The sequence below is a fragment of the Streptomyces umbrinus genome (assembly GCF_030817415.1).
Classification (GTDB): domain Bacteria; phylum Actinomycetota; class Actinomycetes; order Streptomycetales; family Streptomycetaceae; genus Streptomyces; species Streptomyces umbrinus_A.
Genome location: NZ_JAUSZI010000002.1, coordinates 8634918 through 8652139, shown reverse-complemented (window position 1 = coordinate 8652139; position 17222 = coordinate 8634918). Strand labels below are relative to the sequence as shown.

Sequence of the window (17222 nt, the reverse complement as noted above, 5' to 3'; positions counted from 1 at the left end):
ACAGGGGTGGCCTGGTCCGGGCGGGGCTGCGCCCCCGGAGCGGTCGGAGTTGTGCCTCGGACCGGTCGGGGTTACGTCCCCGGTCCCACGAAGCGCCCGGCGGGCGGCTGTTCCTTCACCCGGGCGCGGAGTTCGCGTACTTCGCGTTCCAGGGACCGGTAGCGCTGGTGGGAGTCGTACAGGTAGCGGACCTTGGTGCGCAGGGCCCAGGGGTCTATGGGTTTCATGACGAGGTCGGCGACGCCCAGGTGGTAGGCGGTGGCGGTGAGTTCGGCGTCGGGGCCGAAGCCGGTGACGAGGATGATCGGGATGCGCTGGGTCTGTTCCACGCCGCGCATGTAGCGGACGACGTCGAGGCCGCTGACGCCCGGCATGCGTACGTCGAGGACGAGCAGGCCGACATGGCCGCGCAGGACTTCCTTCAGCGCTGCGTCGCCGCTGGTGGCCCGCGTCAGGTGGTAGCCGAGCGGGGCCAGGGCGCTTTCCAGGGCGTAGAGCGTTTCCTCATGGTCGTCGACTATGAGGATCTTGGCATCCGGCGGCATGGAGCGAAGTCCCCTCGCTTGGACGACAAGCTTATGTCCGAACCGACCGACAGGGAGTACTCGTGGACTGACAAGGAGTGCTCACGCAGGATGCCTCATTTCGGCGCGCACGCCGAGAGGGCGGACCTACGACGGCATGAGAATCGGCGTGGGAAGTGGGGCTCGCCGGTGGGCCGTTGTGCTCATTCCCGGCTGCCTGCGCCGCCCGTACCGACCGTGCCGCCCGTGCCGCCTGCGCTGTCCGCGATGCTCTCGTGGTGGCGGATCACCTCGGCGATGATGAAGTTGAGGAGCTTCTCCGCGAACGCCGGGTCGAGTCTGGCGTTCCCGGCGAGGCTGCGCAGCCGGGCGATCTGCTGGGCCTCTCGGGACGGGTCGGCGGGCGGCAGTTGGTGGGCGGCCTTGAGGTGGCCGACCTGCTGGGTGCACTTGAAGCGTTCGGCGAGCATGTGGACGACGGCCGCGTCGATGTTGTCGATGCTCTCGCGCAGCCGGGCGAGTTCGGCGCGGACGGCCGGGTCGACGCCGCCCGCGTTTCCGGTGTTGCTGGTGGTCATGGAGGGCAACCCTACGTGGCGTGCCGCGGGCGGTGCGCGGCCGTTCGATCAACGTGGTCCCGGGGAATCCGGGTCATCGTGTTCCCGGGGAAGTCCCGAGGAGTCCCGGTCATCGTGTTCCCGGGGAATGGAGCATCGGCGGATCGTCGGGGTCGGGGACCTGGTTGCTCCAGCCGCCGGGGACGGTGCGTCCCTGTTGTTCCCGGAAGCGCACGGGTGCCGTGCCGACGCGGCGGGTGAACAGGCGGGAGAAGTAGGCCGGGTCGTCGTAGCCGACGCGTCTGGCCACGGCGGCGACGGGGAGTTCGGTGGCGGCGAGGAGTTCCTTGGCACGGCCGAGGCGGATGCCGAGGAGGTAGTCCTTGGGGCTGCATCCCGCGCCGCGGCGCACGGCGGTGCGCAGTTCGGCGGGGCTCATGCCGTGGCGGGCGGCGTGGTCGGCGACGGAGAGCGGCTTGAAGGCGTCGCGGGCGAGGGCCTGGAGTACCTGTTCGCCGTCGGGGGCGGTGTCGGCGCGGGCGCGGCGCAGGGTGACGAGGAGTTCGTGGACGGCGGCGCTGGTCTCGACCTCCAGCAGGGGGTTGCCGAGGCGGGCGGCGCGGGCGATACGCGCGACGGTGGTGCGGGCCGGGCCCGCGTCGGAGAGGGGGACGACGGGCCGGGCCGGTTCGATGTAGCCGAGTTCGGTGTACGTGTCGGCGGTGGGCCCGGTGAAGTCGACGAAGGCCTCGTCCCAGCCGGTCTCGGGGTCGGGCGCGTAGTGGTGGGGTACGCCGGGGGTGAGCCAGAGCAGGGCGGGCGCGGTGACGGCCGTGGACCCCCCGCCGACGGTACGGAACCAGCCTCGTCCCGCGCTGACCACGACGGCCACGTGGTGGTCGAGGGTGCGGGGTCCGACGGTGGGCAGTGCCCCGTACTGGAGGCCGACGCCGAGGCAGACGAGGCCGAGCTTGTGGTGGGCGGGTCCGGGGCTGAAGAACCGCATCCAGGTGTGGTACATCGGCTGTCCTCCCACCTGTCCGGCAAGCCCGTCCCGCGCTCCGTCGGCGGTGTCAGCTGCGTCCAATCACCGCTGATCTTTGTCCATGGACCCGGTCGCCGCCAGGGGTCAGGGTGGTGCTCATGACCGAGTTCACGGTGGGGGACACCGATTTTCTGCTGGACGGGCGGCCGGTGCGGCTGTTGTCGGGGGCGCTGCACTACTTCCGGGTGCACGAGGGGCAGTGGGGGCACCGGCTGGCGATGCTGCGGGCGATGGGCCTCAACTGTGTGGAGACCTACGTCCCGTGGAATCTCCACGAGCCGCGGCCGGGCTCCTTCCGGGACGTCGGGGCGCTCGGCCGGTTCCTGGACGCGGCCCGGCGGGCAGGGCTGCGGGCGATCGTGCGGCCGGGTCCGTACATCTGCGCCGAGTGGGAGAACGGCGGGCTGCCGCACTGGCTGACCGGCGAGTCGGGCGCGCTCGTGCGCACCCGTGACGAGCGGTTCCTGGGTCATGTGGAGCGCTGGTTCGCCCACCTGCTGCACGAGATCGTGCCCCGGCAGATCGACCGGGGCGGTCCGGTCCTGATGGTGCAGGTGGAGAACGAGTACGGGAGTTACGGCTCGGACCAGGTCTATCTGAGCCGGCTCGCCGGCCTGCTGCGCGAGGGGGGCGTGACCGTGCCGCTCTTCACGTCGGACGGCCCCGAGGACCACATGCTCACCGGCGGCTCCCTGCCCGGCGTCCTGGCGACCGCGAATTTCGGGTCGCACGCGCGCGTGGCCTTCGAGACGCTGCGCCGGCACCGGCCGACGGGTCCGCTGATGTGCATGGAGTTCTGGTGCGGCTGGTTCGACCACTGGGGCGCCGAGCATGTCGTACGCGATCCCGGTGACGCCGCCGACGCGCTGCGGGAGATCCTGGAGTGCGGGGCCTCGGTCAACCTCTACATGGCGCACGGCGGCACGAACTTCGCGGGCTGGGCGGGCGCCAACCGGGGCGGCGGCGCACTGCACGACGGGGTGCTGGAGCCGGACGTGACGTCGTACGACTACGACGCGCCGATCGACGAGTACGGGCGCCCCACGGAGAAGTTCTGGCGGTTCCGGTCGCTCCTGGCCGCGTACACGGACGGCCCGCTGCCCGAACTGCCCGCCGCACCGGACCGGTTGGGCTCTCCGGCCACCGTGGACCTGGCCGGATGGGCGTCCCTGTCCGCCGTGCTCGACGCGCTCGGCGGGCCCGAGAGCGAGCGGCCCGTGCCGCCGACCTTCGAGGAACTGGACCTCGACCGGGGGCTCGTCCGCTACACCATCGCCGTTCCGGGCCCCCGCCGGCCGTATCCGCTGACCGTGCGCGGCCTGCGGGACCTGGCGACGGTGTACGTCGACGGAGAGCCGGCCGGAGTGCTCACCGAGGACGAGCCGCAGCTCAAGGAGCCGGTCGCCGGTCCCGCGCGCGTGGACCTGTGGGTGGAGTCGCTGGGTCGGGTCAACTACGGCCCGCGCACCGGGGAGACGAAGGGCATCACCGGCGGCGTACTGCACGAACGGCAGTATCTGCACGGGGTGCGGGCGCGGGCGCTGCGTCTCGACGCGTTCGACGCCGGTGTGGAGCCGGTGCCGTTCCGGACACTCCCTGATTCCGGTGCGCCCGGCCTGTACCGCGGCACGGTCACGCTACGCGGCGCGGGGGACGCCCGCCTCCAACTACCCGGCTGGACAAGGGGGTTCGCGTGGATCAACGGCTTCAACCTGGGCCGCTACTGGTCCGTCGGCCCGCAACAATCCCTGTACGTCCCCGGACCTGTTCTGCGGGAGGGCGTGAACGAGGTATGGCTGCTGGAGTTCGAGGAGGCGTCCGGGCCCGCTCCTTTTCTCTCCCAGGTGTGACGGCCTTCTCTTGTACGCGGATTCGACGGACCGGCGTCAGCCTTTTGCCGCGGCTCGCAGAATGAGCCCGGCGATGGCTTTCGGGTGCGTCACGAGCGACAGATGGCCGGAGTCGACCTCGACGGTCGTGGCATTCATGCGCTGAGCCATGAAACGCTCAAGGTCCGGATTGATGGTGCGGTCGTTCTTCGAGACCGCGTACCAGGACGGCTTCTCGTGCCAGGCGGCGACGCTCGTGGTGGGCGGCGCGGTCGAGAGCAGGCCCTGGGCCGCATAGAGCACGAGGGCCTCTTTCCTGGGCACGCCGTTGGCGAAATCCTTGAGGAAGGCCGACCGGCCGATCCACTTGAAGCCACCCGAGGAGATGATCCCGGGGGTGACCGGAGGGGTGGGAAACCTGGCGGACAGCGCGGCGAAGTCCTCGCCGGCTTCCGGGGCGCGGGCGGCGACGTAGACGAGCCCGGTGACGTTCGGGGCGAGCCCGGCCTCGGAGATGACGGTGCCTCCGTAGGAGTGCGCGACCAGGACCGTGGGCCCGTCCTGCCGGGCCAGGGCGAAGTTCGTGGCGGCGACGTCGTCGGCGAGCGAGGTGAGCGGGTTCTGCACCGCGGTGACGTTCATGCCCGCCTCCTGCAGCAGCGGGATGACCTTCGCCCAGGAGGAGCCGTCGGCGTAGGCGCCGTGAACGAGTACGACATTGCGCACCGCGGGCTTGCGCGGAGGGGTTTCCGCCCGGGCTGCCGGGGCTCCGGAAAGCGTGGTTGCTGCGACTCCCGCACCCAGCGCGGAAAATCGACGACGGCTGATTTCCATTATTGGCTTCCCTTGTTCGCGCACGGTTCCTGCGCACAATCCTGCATTGCCGTCGCGGACAGCGGCCACGCTTTGACGCGCGCGTTGCGAATTCATTTCTGTTCGCTTTGGTGCACGTCATCTGCGGTTCGCCGTATGGAATGCCGGAATGGACCGGGCTATGCCCGACAAGCCGAAACGGCCCGCCGGACGAACCAACGAGCCGTCACGAACCAACGAGCCGTCACGAAAAATCGAGGCCGGAGCGGCTAGAGCGTCGCCGCAGCCCGGGCTATCGCCGCGGAGAACGTGGACACCTCGGTGTACACGCCCGGCACGAGCGGCCGGGCGCACCCGTCGCCCCAGCTGACGATCCCGACCTGGAGCCACTTCCCGCTGTCGTCCTTGCGGAACATGGGCCCGCCGGAGTCGCCCTGGCAGGTGTCGACCCCGCCGCGCGGAACCCCGGCGCAGATCTCCTGTCCGGCGATGAGCCGGCTGCCGTAGTGCCGCTTGCACTGGCGGTCGGCGACGAACGGCACCTTGGCCTTGAGGAGCTGCGTGGAACCGGTGTTCGCGTTCTCCGCGGTGTCGCCCCACCCGGCGATGGTGAACGTGCCCCTGTTGTAGCGGGTGTTCGTCGCGAGCTTCAGCGTGGGCAGGTTGATGGGCCGGGCGAGCTTGATGAGCGCCCAGTCCTTGCCGCTGCCGTTGTAGCCCGGGGCCTGGAGGACCTTGGTGGACTTGACCTTGATCGCGCCGGAGGCGTTGAGGTCGGCGACCCCGGCCGTGGCGGTGATCCGGGTGGTGTTGCCCGAGCCGTCCACGCAGTGCGCGGCGGTCAGGACGACGTCCTTCTTGTAGAGGGCACCGCCGCAGCCCATGGACAGGCTGACCATGAACGGGAACTCGTTCTGCGCCGCGGGCGTACCGCCGACGACCGGCACCGGCGCCGCGTGCGCGGCGACGGGCTGGAGGCTGGCGGTCGCGAGGGCGACGGCACCGATCGCCGCGGCCCGCTTGAAGGCGGATCTCTTGAGGAGACTGACTGCCCTGTTTGTCAACATGATCCCTTTCATGGGGGGTTGAGTGCGCAGAAGAGCGCACAGAAGTATGAGGATCATGACGCATGGGCGGCAAGGGTGGATCTCACTCCCCCACCGGGCAACCCAACCCAGGAGAATCCGCTCGCGTCCCCTTAGAGTGGAATGGGGGTTCAGGGCCTCTTTGGGGGTACGGACGTGACGAACGGCGGTCCGGTCGAGCACGGCTACCCGCACCTGGACACGGTGCGGGCGGCGATCACCGCGCTGTACAAACGCCTCTCGTACGACACCATCCACAGCTTCGCCACCAGCGTGGCCCCCGTCGACGTGGCGTTCTGCGACACGGACGATCTCCATCTGGGCGCCCAGCGGGTCGCCCGCGAGCTGGTGCGGCACTTCCGTCTGCCGGATGCCCGCATGATCGTGAGCTTCCGCGAGATGGAGCACGCGGCGAACGTCGAGCTCGCCGCGGGCCCCGAGTACTTCATCGAGCTGAACGACCGGTTCCGCACCCACCGCAGGGACATCGGCGCGGCGCTCGCGCACGAGGTGATGCACGTCTATCTGCACCGCCTGGACCTGTCGTTCCCCGGCACGCGCGACAACGAGATCCTCACGGACACGGCGACGACATATCTCGGCGCGGGCTGGCTGCTGCTCGACGCGTACCGGGAGGACTCGGCGTCCTCGCAGAAGCTGGGCTATCTGACGCCGGAGGAGTTCGGGTACGTGCTGGCGAAGCGGTCGCTGGTGTTCGGTGAGGATCCGGCGACCTGGTTCACCAGCCCGCAGGCGTACACCGCGTACACGAAGGGCATGACGCGGGCCCGTCACGACGAGCGGCAGCCGCCGCTGACCGCGGCGGGGTGGGTGGGGCGGCGGCGTTACGCGAAGGACCGGCGTCATGCGCAGGACCACGTCGCCGCGGCCGGGCCGGGCGACGTGCCGTACGCCTTTACGCCGGACGCGCCTGGTGGGCGCGGGCCGTTGCGGGTGTCGTTTCCCTGTCCGACCTGTCATCAGCGGATTCGGGTGCCGGTGCGGGGGCGGGTTCGGGCTCGGTGTGGGCTTTGTCGGACTGTTCTGGAGTGCGATACGTAGGCGTGGGTGGCGTGTTGGATCGTGGGGAGGGTGCGGGTGCGTTGTGGCTGGTCGCGCAGTTCCCCGCGCCCCTTGGCCAGCTCCCCTCGCCCCTTGCCAATAGGGCGAGGAACCTCGGTGTGCAGCGGAAAAGCCGCCGCCCGTCTGTCCCGTCGACGGGCGGCGGCCTTCCGGCCCCCGCATCCCCCTGGTTCTCCCGAGGTTGGATCCAGCCGTACGGCTGCGCGGCTCGCTCAGTCGTACATGCGCCAGTCGTACGTCAGTTGGTAGTGGCCGCCGTGGCCTCGGTAGTCGGCGACCGCCGGGGCCGTGAAGGGGCGGCCGGCCCAGCGGCCGGTGAGGGAGGGGATGACCGCGCTGACGGTGACGGGCTTGAACACCTCGTCGCCGAAGAGGCCCTTGAGCTGGTCGAAGACCCAGCCGACGGCCGCGCCGACCGCCATCCCGATGAGGATGCCGACGGGTCCGCCGGAGGCTCCGATCGCGCCCCCGATGGCCGCGGCGAGGTAGGCGGTGACCTTCTTCTTGACGAGGTCGAGCAGTGCGCCCACGTAGTCGGCGAGGCCGCCCCAGTCGACCTCGGCGAGCACCAGCGTGACGAAGTACGACTTCGGGTACTGGGTGCCCTCGTCGAGGCCGAACCAGTGGAAGCGGCGCGGCGGGTCGTACACCTTGACGTCGCCGTCGTCGAAGCTGCGGACCTTGAACTGGCCGATCTTCAGGGTGTCGCCGCTCTCGTCCACGCTGGTTCCGGCGAGATGGATCTCGTCGGATCCCCATTCGGACGTCTCGTCCAGGCACTTCACCCGGTGGATCCGCAGTTCCAGCTTGTGCAGGGCGGCCGGTACGGCGGCCAGGCCCTGCGGGGCCGACTCCTCGGGGAGGAGGGAAGTCGGCGGCTTCCTGAGTTCGTCGGCCGGGAACCTCAGCCGCTCGGGAAAGCCGAGACGCTTGACCTGCGTGTCCACCGAGGCGGGCGAGCGCAGGTCGACGCGGGCCAGGTCACCGAGCCGCCGGGCCCGTACGGCACCGGTCTTGAGGTCGGCGAGGACCGCGGTCGCCGCCTTCTTCTTCCTTTCGTCGGTGAGGCTGTCGAAGCGCCGCGCGACGAGGTGCTCGGCTGCCGTCCTGTCCGCGGGCAGTGGGTACTTGGCGGGTTCCGCGTAATGGGCGGCTACCTTGTCGGCGGCGAGCGTGAGTTCCTGGATGACACGCTCGGTGACGGCCCGCACCTTGGCATGCGGGACGTCGGTCACCATTCGATGGGTGTTCTCCGGCATTTCTGTTCATCCCCCGTTGCTTACTGCTCCCTTCGCGACTGTTTCCGCGAAGGCCCGACCGACGGTACGGACAGGGGGAGTCCGGGCGCCCCGGGATGCGCCCCGGGGGAATCCCTAGGGTGCGCGTCCGGGCCCCGGTACCGGCTCGTCCGCGGCCAGCATCGCCGTGAGCCGCGTACGGGAGTCGACGCCCAGCTTGGGGAAGATCCGGCCGAGGTGGTACTCGACGGTCTTGACGCTGATGACGAGTTCGCGTGCCACCTGCCGGTTGGTGAGCCCGGACGTGACGAGGCGGGCGACCGCCAGTTCCTGGGGCGTGAGCAGCGCCGCTCCGCGTGTCCGTGGCTCCCGCTCGGCGGCGGACCCGGCGGGACCGAGTCCGCAGGCCGCCAACTCCCGTTCGCAGCGCCCGAGATCGGGCGGTGCGTCGAGGCGTACGAGGAGGTCGCGGGCGGTGCGCAGCTGCTCGCCCGCGCGGGTGCGGCGGCCCGCTCGGCGCAGGAAGCCGCCGTACGCGAGGTGCAGCAGCGCGCGGTCGAAGGGTGCCTCGACGTGTGCGGCGTGCTTGAGGCCGGAGCGGAAGGCGCGCTCGGCGGCCACGGTGTCGCCGCGAGCGGCTTCCAGGGTGCCGCGGGCCCGGGCCGCGACGAGCAGCGCCCCGTGGTGGCCGCGCTGGGTGGCGAGGACCTCGTACGGGGCGAGGGCCTGGACGGCGCGCTTCTCGTCGCCGAGGGCGGCCCAGGCCTCGGCGAGCAGGTCCGCCCAGGCGACCGTGCCGGGCTCCTCCAGGTCGCCGCGCGGGGCGAGCGCGAGCAGGGGTCCCAGGGCCGCGAGGACCTCCTCGGGCCGGCCCTGGGCGCGGGCGAGGTGGGCCTCTGCGAGAGCGGCCCACAGGGTGGGGTTCACATGGCCGCCGGCCGCGTAGACGCGGGCCACGCGCGCGTGTGCCTGTGCCTTGGCGAACGCGCCCCGCACCGCGTGCACCTGGGCGGCGAGCATCCTGCAGTACAGGGCGATGTGCGGCTGGTCGGTGTCGGCGGCCAGGGACAGCGCGAGGTCGGTGTGGACGATCGCGTCGTCCCAGCGGCCCGCGCGGTACTCGGCGGAGGCGAGCGCGGTCGCGGCGACCACCCGGAAGGAGGCGGCGCGCCCGTGGCAGGCTCCGAAGACCCCGCCCAGGTCCCGTACGGCGCCGGTGAGGTCGCCGGTCCACTCGCGCAGGGTGCCGCGGCCGAGGAGTTCCTCCAGCTGGGCGGGGGTGGCGAGCGCCGGGTCGGGCAGCGGGGCGAGTGCGGCGAGCGTCTGCGGAGCCCGGCCGCTCATGGCGAGGCCGTTGAGGCGCAGGACCCGGATCATGTCGGTGGCCGTGTCGTCGGGTGCGAGGCGGATCGCGAGGTCGGCCCACTCGGCCATCTCGGCACCGTGCGACATGCTGCCGTGCAGCGCGGCGAACTGGCCCGCGATACGTGCCCCGAGGACGGGTTCGGCCGCCGGGTCGCACCGGTGCCACGCGTCCGTGAGCAACGCCTCGGCCCGGTCCAGGTCGTACAGGCTGAGCCTGCCCAGGAGATAGCTGCGCCAGCCGCCGGGGGTGAACTGCGCGATCCGCTGGGCGACTTCACCCATGTCCGGTACGTCTCCGGCGAGCAGCGAGCACTCGACGGCTTCGAGGGTGTACTGCTCGTACACCGCCGGGTCCGGGCAGAGCCGCGCGGCGGCCGTCAGCTGTCCGGCCGCGTTCGCCCAGGCGCCTTCGGCGGCGAACTTCCGTCCCAGGGCGGCGAGTTCGGCGGCCAGTTCCGGATCCGGGCCGACCGCGGCGAGCGCCCGGTGGCGCAGCCGGTGCGCCTGGTCCCGGACGGTGCGGGCGGCGCTCAGGTGCAGGGCGGCGCGGCGGGAGGGGCCGAGCTGGTGGTAGACGGCGGCGTGTACGAGGGGGTGCGGGAAGCGGATCAGCGGATCGCCCGGGGCCTCGGTCAACAGGCCCGTGTGGACGGCCTCTTCGAGTGCGGTGAGGACGTCGGTGGCCCGGCGTTCCTCGTCGAGCAGGTCCGCGCCCGCGACCTCCCAGGCGTCGGCCGGCGCGCAGTGTGCGCCGAGTACCGCGGCCGCGCAGACCAGGGCGTCGGCGGCCGGCGAGCAGGCGGCGAGCTTCGCCAGCACGAGGGCGGTGAACGACTTGGGGGCGGGCGGTGTCACATCGGGCTCGCCGAGCGCCTCCAGGAGTCCGGTTCCTTCCTGTTCCAGGAGGGCCTTCGCATGGAGGGGGTTGCCCGCGGTGTGCGCGTGCAGCCGTGCGGCGACCCGCGCGGTGAGTCCCTGCACGCCCAGTCCTCCGCCGAGTTCGGCCAGTTCGGCGGGCCCGAGGCCGTCGAGCCGTACGCGCACGGCGTCGTCCGCCGTGAACAGCCTCCGCAGCCCCTCTGCCAGCCGCGTGTCCTCGGCGTCCCGCACGACGACGAGAACGAGCACGCGATCGGCCCGCAGTCGGCGCACGGCGAAGGCGAGGGCCTGGAGGGAGAGATGATCCACCCATTGGGCGTCGTCGAGGACGAGGGCGATGGGAGTGTCCGGGGTGTTGGGGACGGGAGTGCCGGGGGTGGGGGTGCCCGAGGCAGGGGCGCTCGGGGCGTCGGGGCCACGCGCGGGCCGGTCGTCGGAACCCGGGCCGGCGCCCGCTCCCTGTGCCTCGTCCAGTGCCTCCAGCAGAGCCGCCCCGGCCGCGTGCGCGTCCGCCCAGCGCCCGCCGCCGGCCGCACCACCGGCCCCGCCTCCGGCCCCGTCTCCGCCCCCGGGGCCACTGCCGTCACCGGTGCCGTCCCGGCCCAGCAGTTGATCCAGTACTCCGAAGGCCAGCTCCGACTCGGCCTCCTCCCCCGCCCCGTACAGCACATGTGTGCCGCCGCGCAGGAAGCGGCGTACGAGGGCGGTCTTGCCGATGCCGGCCGGGCCCTCGACGAGTACGCGTTGAGGGTGCCCCGCGCGGGCGCGCTCGCGGGCCGCCTCGAGGAGCGCGAGGCTGTCCGCTCGCCCGACGAACTCCACCTGAGCCACCTCCGCCCGCCGCGCCCTGCTGGGCATCCTCGCGAGCACGGGGTGCGGGGTCAAAGGGTTCCCCGCGCGTCGTCCTCCTAGGTGTCGTACGCCGATCGCACTACTGCGCTCCGTAGACCGGTTGCGGTGCCTGCGCCTCCGCGAGCAGTTCGAGCGCCGTGTCCCCGGCCTCGGCGGGGGTCCACCGCGCCCCCTTGTCGATGCTCGGGCCGGGCCGCCAGCCCTCCATGACCGTGATGCGGCCACCCTCGGTCTCGAAGACCCGGCCGGTGACACCGGCGCTCGCCGCGGAGCCGAGCCAGACGACGAGCGGCGACACGTTCCCGGGCGCCATCGCGTCGAAGCCGCTGTCGGGTGCCGCCATCGTCTCGGCGAAGGTGCCTTCGGTCATCCGGGTCCGCGCGGCGGGCGCGACGGCGTTGACCTGCACCCCGTAGCGCCCCATCTCGGCGGCGGCCACCAGCGTGAGCCCCACGATCCCGGCCTTGGCGGCGCTGTAGTTCCCCTGCCCGACGGACCCCAACAGCCCGGCTCCGGAACTGGTGTTGACGATCCGCGCCTGCGGCAGGCGCCCCGCCTTCGCCTCCGCCCGCCAGTGCGCGGCGGCGTGCTTCAGCGGCAGGAAGTGGCCCTTCAGGTGGACGCGCATGACGGCGTCCCAGTCGTCCTCGTCGAGGTTCACGAGCATCCGGTCGCGCAGGAACCCGGCGTTGTTGACGAGCGTGTCGAGCCGCCCGAAGGCGTCCACGGCCGTGCGTACGAGGGATGCGGCGCCCTCGGTCGTGGCGATGTCCCCGCCGTGCGCCACCGCCTCGCCGCCCGCCGCCGTGATCTCCTCGACGACCTGACGGGCCGGGCTGTCGGGGCCGGGCGCGCCGTCGAGCCCGACGCCCAGGTCGTTGACGACGACGCGCGCGCCCTCCGCCGCGAAGGCGAGTGCGTGTGCCCGCCCGAGCCCGCGACCCGCGCCCGTGACGATCACGACCCGCCCGTCGCAGATTCCGGTGCCTGCAGTCATCCCGCTTCTCCTCTCACTCGTCCTTGAAGGCGGTTCTCACTTCTCCTTGTTGGCGGTCGCCGCGTCCAGGAAGGCGGGCCGCTCGCCCCCGCCGTGCACGAGGAGGCCGGCCCCGGTGATGTACGCGGCGGCGTCCGACGCGAGGAAGACGGCGGCCCTGCCGACGTCCAGGGGCTCGGCGAGCCGCCCCATGGGGACGGTGCGGGAGACGGCCGCGATGCCGTCCTCGTCCCCGTAGTGGAGGTGGGACAGCTCGGTGCGGACCATCCCTACGACGAGGGTGTTCACCCGTACGTCCGGCGCCCACTCCACGGCCATCGAGCGCGCGAGGTTCTCCAGGCCCGCCTTGGCCGCCCCGTAGGCCGCCGTGCCGGGCGAGGGCCGGGTCCCGCTGACGCTGCCGATCATCACGACGGAGCCACGCGCGCGCCTGAGCTGCTCGTACGCCGCCAGGGACGCCGTCAGCGGGGCGGTGAGGTTGAGTTCGATCACGCGCGCGTGCCGCTCGGCGTCCGTCTCCGCGAGCAGCCGGTGGGGGGCGCCGCCCGCGTTGTTGACCAGGACGTCGACGCGGGGCAGCCCGTCGAAGAAGACGCGCACGGCCGGTGGGTCCCGCAGATCGAGGGGGACGAACTCGACGCCGTCGACCGGCACTTCGGGCGGTCTGCGCGCACAGACCACGACGTCGTCACCCGCCTCGACGAACGCGCGGGCGATGCCGGCGCCCACGCCCCGGGTGCCGCCCGTGACCACCACGAGCCGTTTGTCCACAGGGCCTCCCACTCGTCGGTGTTCGCTGTTACCTTCACAACTGGCGCACCTAACAAATGTTTGGTCGAAAGGTAGCTGATGAGCTGATGGGTGTCTCCACCTCGTCCCCGGAAAAGGGGATTTCCGTCGTCACGGTCGACTTCCCGCCCGTGAACGCGCTGCCGGTGCGCGGCTGGTTCGAGCTGGCCGACGCCCTGCGCGCGGCGGGCCGCGACGCCGAGGTCCGCTGTGTGGTGCTGGCCGCCGAGGGGCGGGGGTTCAACGCGGGCGTGGACATCAAGGAGATACAGGCGCAGGGCGGTGGCGGGCTGCTCGGTGCCAACCGCGGCTGCGCCGACGCCTTCGCCGCGGTGTACGAGTGCGAGGTGCCCGTGGTGGCGGAGGTGCACGGCTTCTGTCTGGGCGGCGGCATAGGCCTGGTGGGCAACGCGGACGCGATCGTGGCGAGCGAGGACGCGACCTTCGGCCTGCCCGAGCTGGACCGGGGCGCCCTGGGCGCGGCCACCCACCTCGCCCGGCTGGTGCCGCAGCATCTGATGCGTGCGCTGTACTACACCTCGCGCACGGCGACCGCGGCCGAGCTGCACCGGCACGGGTCGGTGTGGCGGGTCGTGCCGCGCGGCGAACTGCGTGCCGCCGTCCTGGAGTTGGCCCGTTCGATCGCGAGCAAGGACGGGCAGCTGATCCGGCTCGCCAAGGCCGCGATCAACGGCATCGATCCCGTGGACGTCCGCCGCAGCTACCGCTTCGAGCAGGGCTTCACGTTCGAGGCGAACCTCGCGGGGGTGGGCGACCGGGTCAGGGACACGTTCGGGAAGGACCGGGAAGGAGGGGGTACGGAATGAGCGACAAGACGATGACGGCCGACGAGGCCGTCTCCCGGCTCCGCAGCGGGATGACCCTCGGCATCGGCGGCTGGGGCTCGCGCCGCAAACCGATGGCCCTGGTGAGAGCACTGCTCCGCTCCCAGGTCACCGACCTCACGATCGTGTCGTACGGCGGCCCGGACGTCGGGATGCTCGCTGCGGCGGGCAGGATCCGCAAGCTCGTCGCGGCCTTCGTGACGCTCGACTCGATCCCCCTGGAGCCGCACTACCGCGCCGCCCGGCAGAGCGGGGCCTTCGAGTTGACGGAGGTCGACGAGGCGATGTTCATGTGGGGGCTGCACGCGGCCGCGAACCGGCTGCCGTTCATGCCCGTCCGGGCGGGCATCGGCTCGGACGTCATGCGGGTCAACCCCGGCCTGCGGACGGTCACTTCGCCGTACGAGGACCCGTCGACCGGGATCCGGGAGACCTTCGTCGCCATGCCGGCCCTGCGCATGGACGCGGCCCTCGTCCACGTCAACCGCGCGGACCGCTCGGGCAACGGCCAGTATCTGGGCCCGGACCCGTACTTCGACGACCTGTTCTGCGAGGCCGCGGACGACGCGTACGTCTCCTGCGAGCGGCTCGTGGACCGCTTCGACGACGCGGTGCCGCAGACCCTCCTCGTCAACCGGAACTCGGTCACGGGAGTCGTCGAGACGCCCGGTGGCGCCCACCCCACCTCCTGCGTCCCCGACCACGACCGCGACGAGCCCTTCCAGAAGCTGTACTCGACGACGCCGTGGCCCGAGTTCACCGAGCGGTTCCTGTACGGGGACGAGAAGGCCTACCAGTCGGCCGCACAGGCCTGGCACGAGGAGCGGCGATGACGGACGCGACCCGGCCCTCTCCTGTCCCGCCCACCGGGGCCCCGCTCCCGGACACCCGCACGTCTCCTCTTCTCCCGCCCACCCGCGCCGAGTACTGCGTGATCGCCTGCGCCGAGGCGTGGCGGGACAACGGCGAGGTGCTCGCGAGCCCGATGGGGGCCGTCCCCTCCGTCGGTGCCCGGCTCGCCCGGCGGACCTTCGCCCCGGAGCTCCTGCTCACCGACGGCGAGGCGATGCTCGTCGGCCCGGACGGCACCCCCGAAGGGTGGCTGCCCTACCGCAGGCATCTCACGATGGTCACCGGCGGGCGTCGGCACGTGATGATGGGCGCGAGTCAGATCGACCGCTTCGGCAACCAGAACATCTCCTGCATCGGCGACTGGGAGCGGCCCGCCCGGCAGTTGCTCGGGGTGCGGGGCGCGCCCGTCAACACCCTCAACAACCCGGTCAGTTACTGGGTGCCCAAGCACTCGACGCGGGTCTTCGTGGAGAAGGTCGACATGATCAGCGGGGTGGGGTACGACAGCGCGGCGGCGGCCGGCCCCACGGCGACCCGCTTCCACCGCATCCCCAGGGTCGTGTCGAACCTGGGAGTGTTCGACTTCGCGACCCCGGACCACTCGATGCGGCTCGCCTCGCTGCATCCGGGGGTGACGGTCGAGGAGGTCCTGGCGGCGACCGGGTTCGAGCCGACGGTTCCCGACGAGGTCCCGTACACCCGCGAACCGACCCCGGCGGAGCTGGAGTTGATCCGCGGGGTCATCGACCCGCGGGGGCTGCGCGACCGTGAGGTCCCGGGCTGATGGAGACCGCGCTCACGAAACTGGTCGGCGTCCGGCACCCGATCGTGCAGACCGGGATGGGCTGGGTGGCGGGCCCGCGGCTGGTCTCCGCCTCGGCGAACGCGGGAGCACTGGGCATCCTGGCCTCCGCGACCATGACCCTCGACCACCTGCGGGCAGCGGTCCGGGAGGTCAAGTCCCGTACGGACGCGCCGTTCGGTGTGAACCTGCGCGCGGACGCGGGGGACGCCCGCGACCGCGTCCGGCTGATCGTCGAGGAGGAGGTGAAGGTCGCCTCCTTCGCGCTCGCGCCCTCCCGTGAGCTGATCGCCGAGCTCAAGGACGCGGGCGTCGTCGTCATCCCGTCGATCGGGGCCCGCCGTCACGCCGAGAAGGTCGCGGCCTGGGGTGCGGACGCGGTGATCGTGCAGGGCGGCGAGGGCGGCGGCCACACCGGCGAGGTGGCGACCACCGTCCTCCTCCCCCAGGTCGTGGACGCCGTCGACATACCGGTGATCGCGGCGGGCGGCTTCTTCGACGGCCGGGGCCTGGTCGCGGCGCTGGCGTACGGCGCGGCGGGCATCGCCATGGGCACCCGCTTCCTGCTCACCTCCGACTCCACGGTCCCGGACGCGGTGAAGGCCCAGTACCTCGCGGCCACGGTGAAGGACGTGACGGTGACGACAGCCGTGGACGGCCTCCCCCACCGCATGCTCCGCACGGACCTGGTCAACTCCCTTGAGGAGGCGGGCCGTATGAGAACGCTGACCCGGGCGATAGGCCGGGCCGCCCGCTTCCGAAAGCTCTCGGGCCTCACCTGGCCCCAGCTGATCCGCGACGGCCTCGCGATGAAGCACGGCAAGGCCCTGACCTGGAGCCAGGTCCTCCTCGCCGCCAACACCCCGATGCTGCTGCGCGCCTCGATGGTCGAGGGCCGCACGGATCTGGGGGTGATGGCCTCGGGCCAGGTGGCGGGCCTGATCGAGGATCTGCCGTCGTGCGCGGAGCTGGTGGAACGGGTGATGGCGGAGGCGGGGGCGATTCTGCGCGGGCTCCCGGCACAGGCATCGTGTACACAGGAGCGTGTACACTCGCGATATGTCCGAGACGCTGAGCATTCGTGAGGCCCGTGCACGGCTGGCCGAGATCCTGAGCAATGCCGAGGCCGGCGAGGTCACGGTGATCACCCGCAAAGGCGAGCGCGTCGGGGCCGTCGTCCCGATAGAGATTCTGGATGCGGTCGAGGAAGCGGCCGACGAAATGCTCGCCCGGGAAGCAGCCGCGCATCTCGATGAGCCCACGGTCTCCATGGCAGAGCTGCTCGCCGACCTGTTCAGCGATGACATGGGCGCCGCATGAAGTATGCATTCAGGTTCACCGCCACCGCCCAGCGACAGCTCCGCACGATCGACCGGACCAGCGCCATGCGCATCCTCACCGCCCTGACGCGGCTGGGCGACGATCCGTACCGTGAGGACGCGGACGTCAAAAAGCTCGCAGGGCAGGAAGGTCTGTACCGACTGCGCGTCGGGGATTTCCGCATCGCCTACCAGATCGACAACGGCCAGCTGATCATCCTTGTCGTCAAGATGGGCAATCGTCGAGACGTGTACCGCACCCTGTAGAGTGGAGCGCCCTGTCAGGAGGCGCCCCTTCTTTTAGGTCTTTCAAGAGCGCGGGGAACTGCGCGACAAGCCATGACGGAC

The 17222-nt window shown here is 71.7% G+C and carries 17 protein-coding genes; 8 read left to right on the top strand and 9 right to left on the bottom strand.

Features of this window, described 5'->3' with window-relative positions; genetic code table 11:
* Positions 1–71: 71 nt before the first annotated feature.
* From QF035_RS38200 to QF035_RS38190, 3 genes are all read right to left on the bottom strand, one after another.
* The gene (locus tag QF035_RS38200; RefSeq protein ID WP_307525579.1) at positions 72–545 is read right to left on the bottom strand and encodes a response regulator; all 474 of its coding nucleotides are present in this window, start codon (positions 543–545) and stop codon (positions 72–74) included.
* Between the two features lie 182 nt (positions 546–727).
* Complete coding sequence (locus tag QF035_RS38195) at positions 728–1102, bottom strand: chorismate mutase (protein WP_307525577.1); 375 nt, start codon at positions 1100–1102, stop codon at positions 728–730.
* Between the two features lie 109 nt (positions 1103–1211).
* Entirely contained in the window at positions 1212–2102 is an 891-nt protein-coding gene (locus QF035_RS38190; RefSeq protein WP_307525575.1) for a helix-turn-helix domain-containing protein, read from the bottom strand.
* Positions 2103–2224: 122 nt separating this feature from the next.
* On the opposite strand from QF035_RS38190, the gene QF035_RS38185 reads away from it, so the two are divergent.
* Positions 2225–3976, top strand: coding sequence for a glycoside hydrolase family 35 protein (locus tag QF035_RS38185; RefSeq protein WP_307525573.1), 1752 nt, complete (start codon positions 2225–2227; stop codon positions 3974–3976).
* 36 nt (positions 3977–4012) lie between these two features.
* Here the strand turns inward: QF035_RS38185 and QF035_RS38180 are convergent, their stop codons facing one another.
* Positions 4013–4681 (bottom strand): alpha/beta fold hydrolase, encoded by a 669-nt coding sequence (locus tag QF035_RS38180; RefSeq protein ID WP_307525571.1) that lies wholly within the window; start codon positions 4679–4681, stop codon positions 4013–4015.
* 356 nt (positions 4682–5037) lie between these two features.
* Positions 5038–5835 carry a S1 family peptidase gene (locus QF035_RS38175; protein ID WP_189840369.1) on the bottom strand — a complete coding sequence of 266 codons (798 nt, stop codon included), beginning with the start codon at positions 5833–5835 and terminating at the stop codon, positions 5038–5040.
* Positions 5836–6009: 174 nt separating this feature from the next.
* On the opposite strand from QF035_RS38175, the gene QF035_RS38170 reads away from it, so the two are divergent.
* The gene (locus QF035_RS38170; protein ID WP_307525568.1) at positions 6010–6915 is read left to right on the top strand and encodes a hypothetical protein; all 906 of its coding nucleotides are present in this window, start codon (positions 6010–6012) and stop codon (positions 6913–6915) included.
* A 233-nt stretch (positions 6916–7148) separates the two neighbouring features.
* On the opposite strand, the gene QF035_RS38165 is transcribed toward QF035_RS38170, so the two are convergent.
* From QF035_RS38165 to QF035_RS38150, 4 genes are all read right to left on the bottom strand, one after another.
* Entirely contained in the window at positions 7149–8195 is a 1047-nt protein-coding gene (locus QF035_RS38165; protein WP_307525566.1) for a hypothetical protein, read from the bottom strand.
* Between the two features lie 114 nt (positions 8196–8309).
* Positions 8310–11276, bottom strand: coding sequence for an AAA family ATPase (locus tag QF035_RS38160; protein ID WP_307525564.1), 2967 nt, complete (start codon positions 11274–11276; stop codon positions 8310–8312).
* Positions 11277–11349: 73 nt separating this feature from the next.
* Complete coding sequence (locus QF035_RS38155) at positions 11350–12267, bottom strand: SDR family oxidoreductase (protein WP_307525562.1); 918 nt, start codon at positions 12265–12267, stop codon at positions 11350–11352.
* A gap of 36 nt (positions 12268–12303) precedes the next feature.
* Positions 12304–13038: an SDR family oxidoreductase gene (locus tag QF035_RS38150; RefSeq protein ID WP_307525559.1), complete on the bottom strand. Its 735-nt coding sequence runs from the start codon at positions 13036–13038 to the stop codon at positions 12304–12306.
* Positions 13039–13124: 86 nt separating this feature from the next.
* Here QF035_RS38150 and QF035_RS38145 point away from each other — a divergent pair, with 86 nt between their 5' ends.
* The 6 genes from QF035_RS38145 to QF035_RS38120 are packed head-to-tail and all read left to right on the top strand — an operon-like array spanning position 13125 to position 17141.
* Positions 13125–13883 carry an enoyl-CoA hydratase family protein gene (locus QF035_RS38145; RefSeq protein WP_307525557.1) on the top strand — a complete coding sequence of 253 codons (759 nt, stop codon included), beginning with the start codon at positions 13125–13127 and terminating at the stop codon, positions 13881–13883.
* Positions 13880–14734, top strand: a complete 855-nt coding sequence (locus QF035_RS38140; protein WP_307525555.1) for a CoA transferase subunit A — start codon at positions 13880–13882, stop codon at positions 14732–14734. Before QF035_RS38145 ends, QF035_RS38140 begins: the two co-directional genes overlap by 4 nt.
* Positions 14731–15537: a CoA-transferase subunit beta gene (locus QF035_RS38135; RefSeq protein ID WP_307525554.1), complete on the top strand. Its 807-nt coding sequence runs from the start codon at positions 14731–14733 to the stop codon at positions 15535–15537. Before QF035_RS38140 ends, QF035_RS38135 begins: the two co-directional genes overlap by 4 nt.
* A complete protein-coding gene (locus QF035_RS38130; RefSeq protein ID WP_307525552.1) occupies positions 15537–16640 on the top strand; it encodes an NAD(P)H-dependent flavin oxidoreductase in 1104 nt (367 codons plus the stop codon). The genes QF035_RS38135 and QF035_RS38130 overlap by 1 nt, the downstream gene beginning before the upstream one ends.
* Positions 16615–16875 carry a type II toxin-antitoxin system Phd/YefM family antitoxin gene (locus QF035_RS38125; RefSeq protein ID WP_307525550.1) on the top strand — a complete coding sequence of 87 codons (261 nt, stop codon included), beginning with the start codon at positions 16615–16617 and terminating at the stop codon, positions 16873–16875. Before QF035_RS38130 ends, QF035_RS38125 begins: the two co-directional genes overlap by 26 nt.
* Entirely contained in the window at positions 16872–17141 is a 270-nt protein-coding gene (locus QF035_RS38120) for a type II toxin-antitoxin system RelE family toxin (protein WP_307525548.1), read from the top strand. The genes QF035_RS38125 and QF035_RS38120 overlap by 4 nt, the downstream gene beginning before the upstream one ends.
* Positions 17142–17222: the final 81 nt, after the last annotated feature.

Coding starts and splice junctions, on each gene's coding strand:
- QF035_RS38120 (WP_307525548.1), top strand. CDS start 16,872: ATGAAGTATGCATTCAGGTTCACCGCCACCGCCCAGCGACAGCTCCGC.
- QF035_RS38125 (WP_307525550.1), top strand. CDS start 16,615: ATGTCCGAGACGCTGAGCATTCGTGAGGCCCGTGCACGGCTGGCCGAG.
- QF035_RS38155 (WP_307525562.1), bottom strand. CDS start 12,267: ATGACTGCAGGCACCGGAATCTGCGACGGGCGGGTCGTGATCGTCACG.
- QF035_RS38160 (WP_307525564.1), bottom strand. CDS start 11,276: ATGCCCAGCAGGGCGCGGCGGGCGGAGGTGGCTCAGGTGGAGTTCGTC.
- QF035_RS38190 (WP_307525575.1), bottom strand. CDS start 2,102: ATGTACCACACCTGGATGCGGTTCTTCAGCCCCGGACCCGCCCACCAC.
- QF035_RS38185 (WP_307525573.1), top strand. CDS start 2,225: ATGACCGAGTTCACGGTGGGGGACACCGATTTTCTGCTGGACGGGCGG.
- QF035_RS38145 (WP_307525557.1), top strand. CDS start 13,125: ATGGGTGTCTCCACCTCGTCCCCGGAAAAGGGGATTTCCGTCGTCACG.
- QF035_RS38130 (WP_307525552.1), top strand. CDS start 15,537: ATGGAGACCGCGCTCACGAAACTGGTCGGCGTCCGGCACCCGATCGTG.
- QF035_RS38140 (WP_307525555.1), top strand. CDS start 13,880: ATGAGCGACAAGACGATGACGGCCGACGAGGCCGTCTCCCGGCTCCGC.
- QF035_RS38195 (WP_307525577.1), bottom strand. CDS start 1,102: ATGACCACCAGCAACACCGGAAACGCGGGCGGCGTCGACCCGGCCGTC.
- QF035_RS38135 (WP_307525554.1), top strand. CDS start 14,731: ATGACGGACGCGACCCGGCCCTCTCCTGTCCCGCCCACCGGGGCCCCG.
- QF035_RS38165 (WP_307525566.1), bottom strand. CDS start 8,195: ATGCCGGAGAACACCCATCGAATGGTGACCGACGTCCCGCATGCCAAG.
- QF035_RS38200 (WP_307525579.1), bottom strand. CDS start 545: ATGCCGCCGGATGCCAAGATCCTCATAGTCGACGACCATGAGGAAACG.
- QF035_RS38175 (WP_189840369.1), bottom strand. CDS start 5,835: ATGTTGACAAACAGGGCAGTCAGTCTCCTCAAGAGATCCGCCTTCAAG.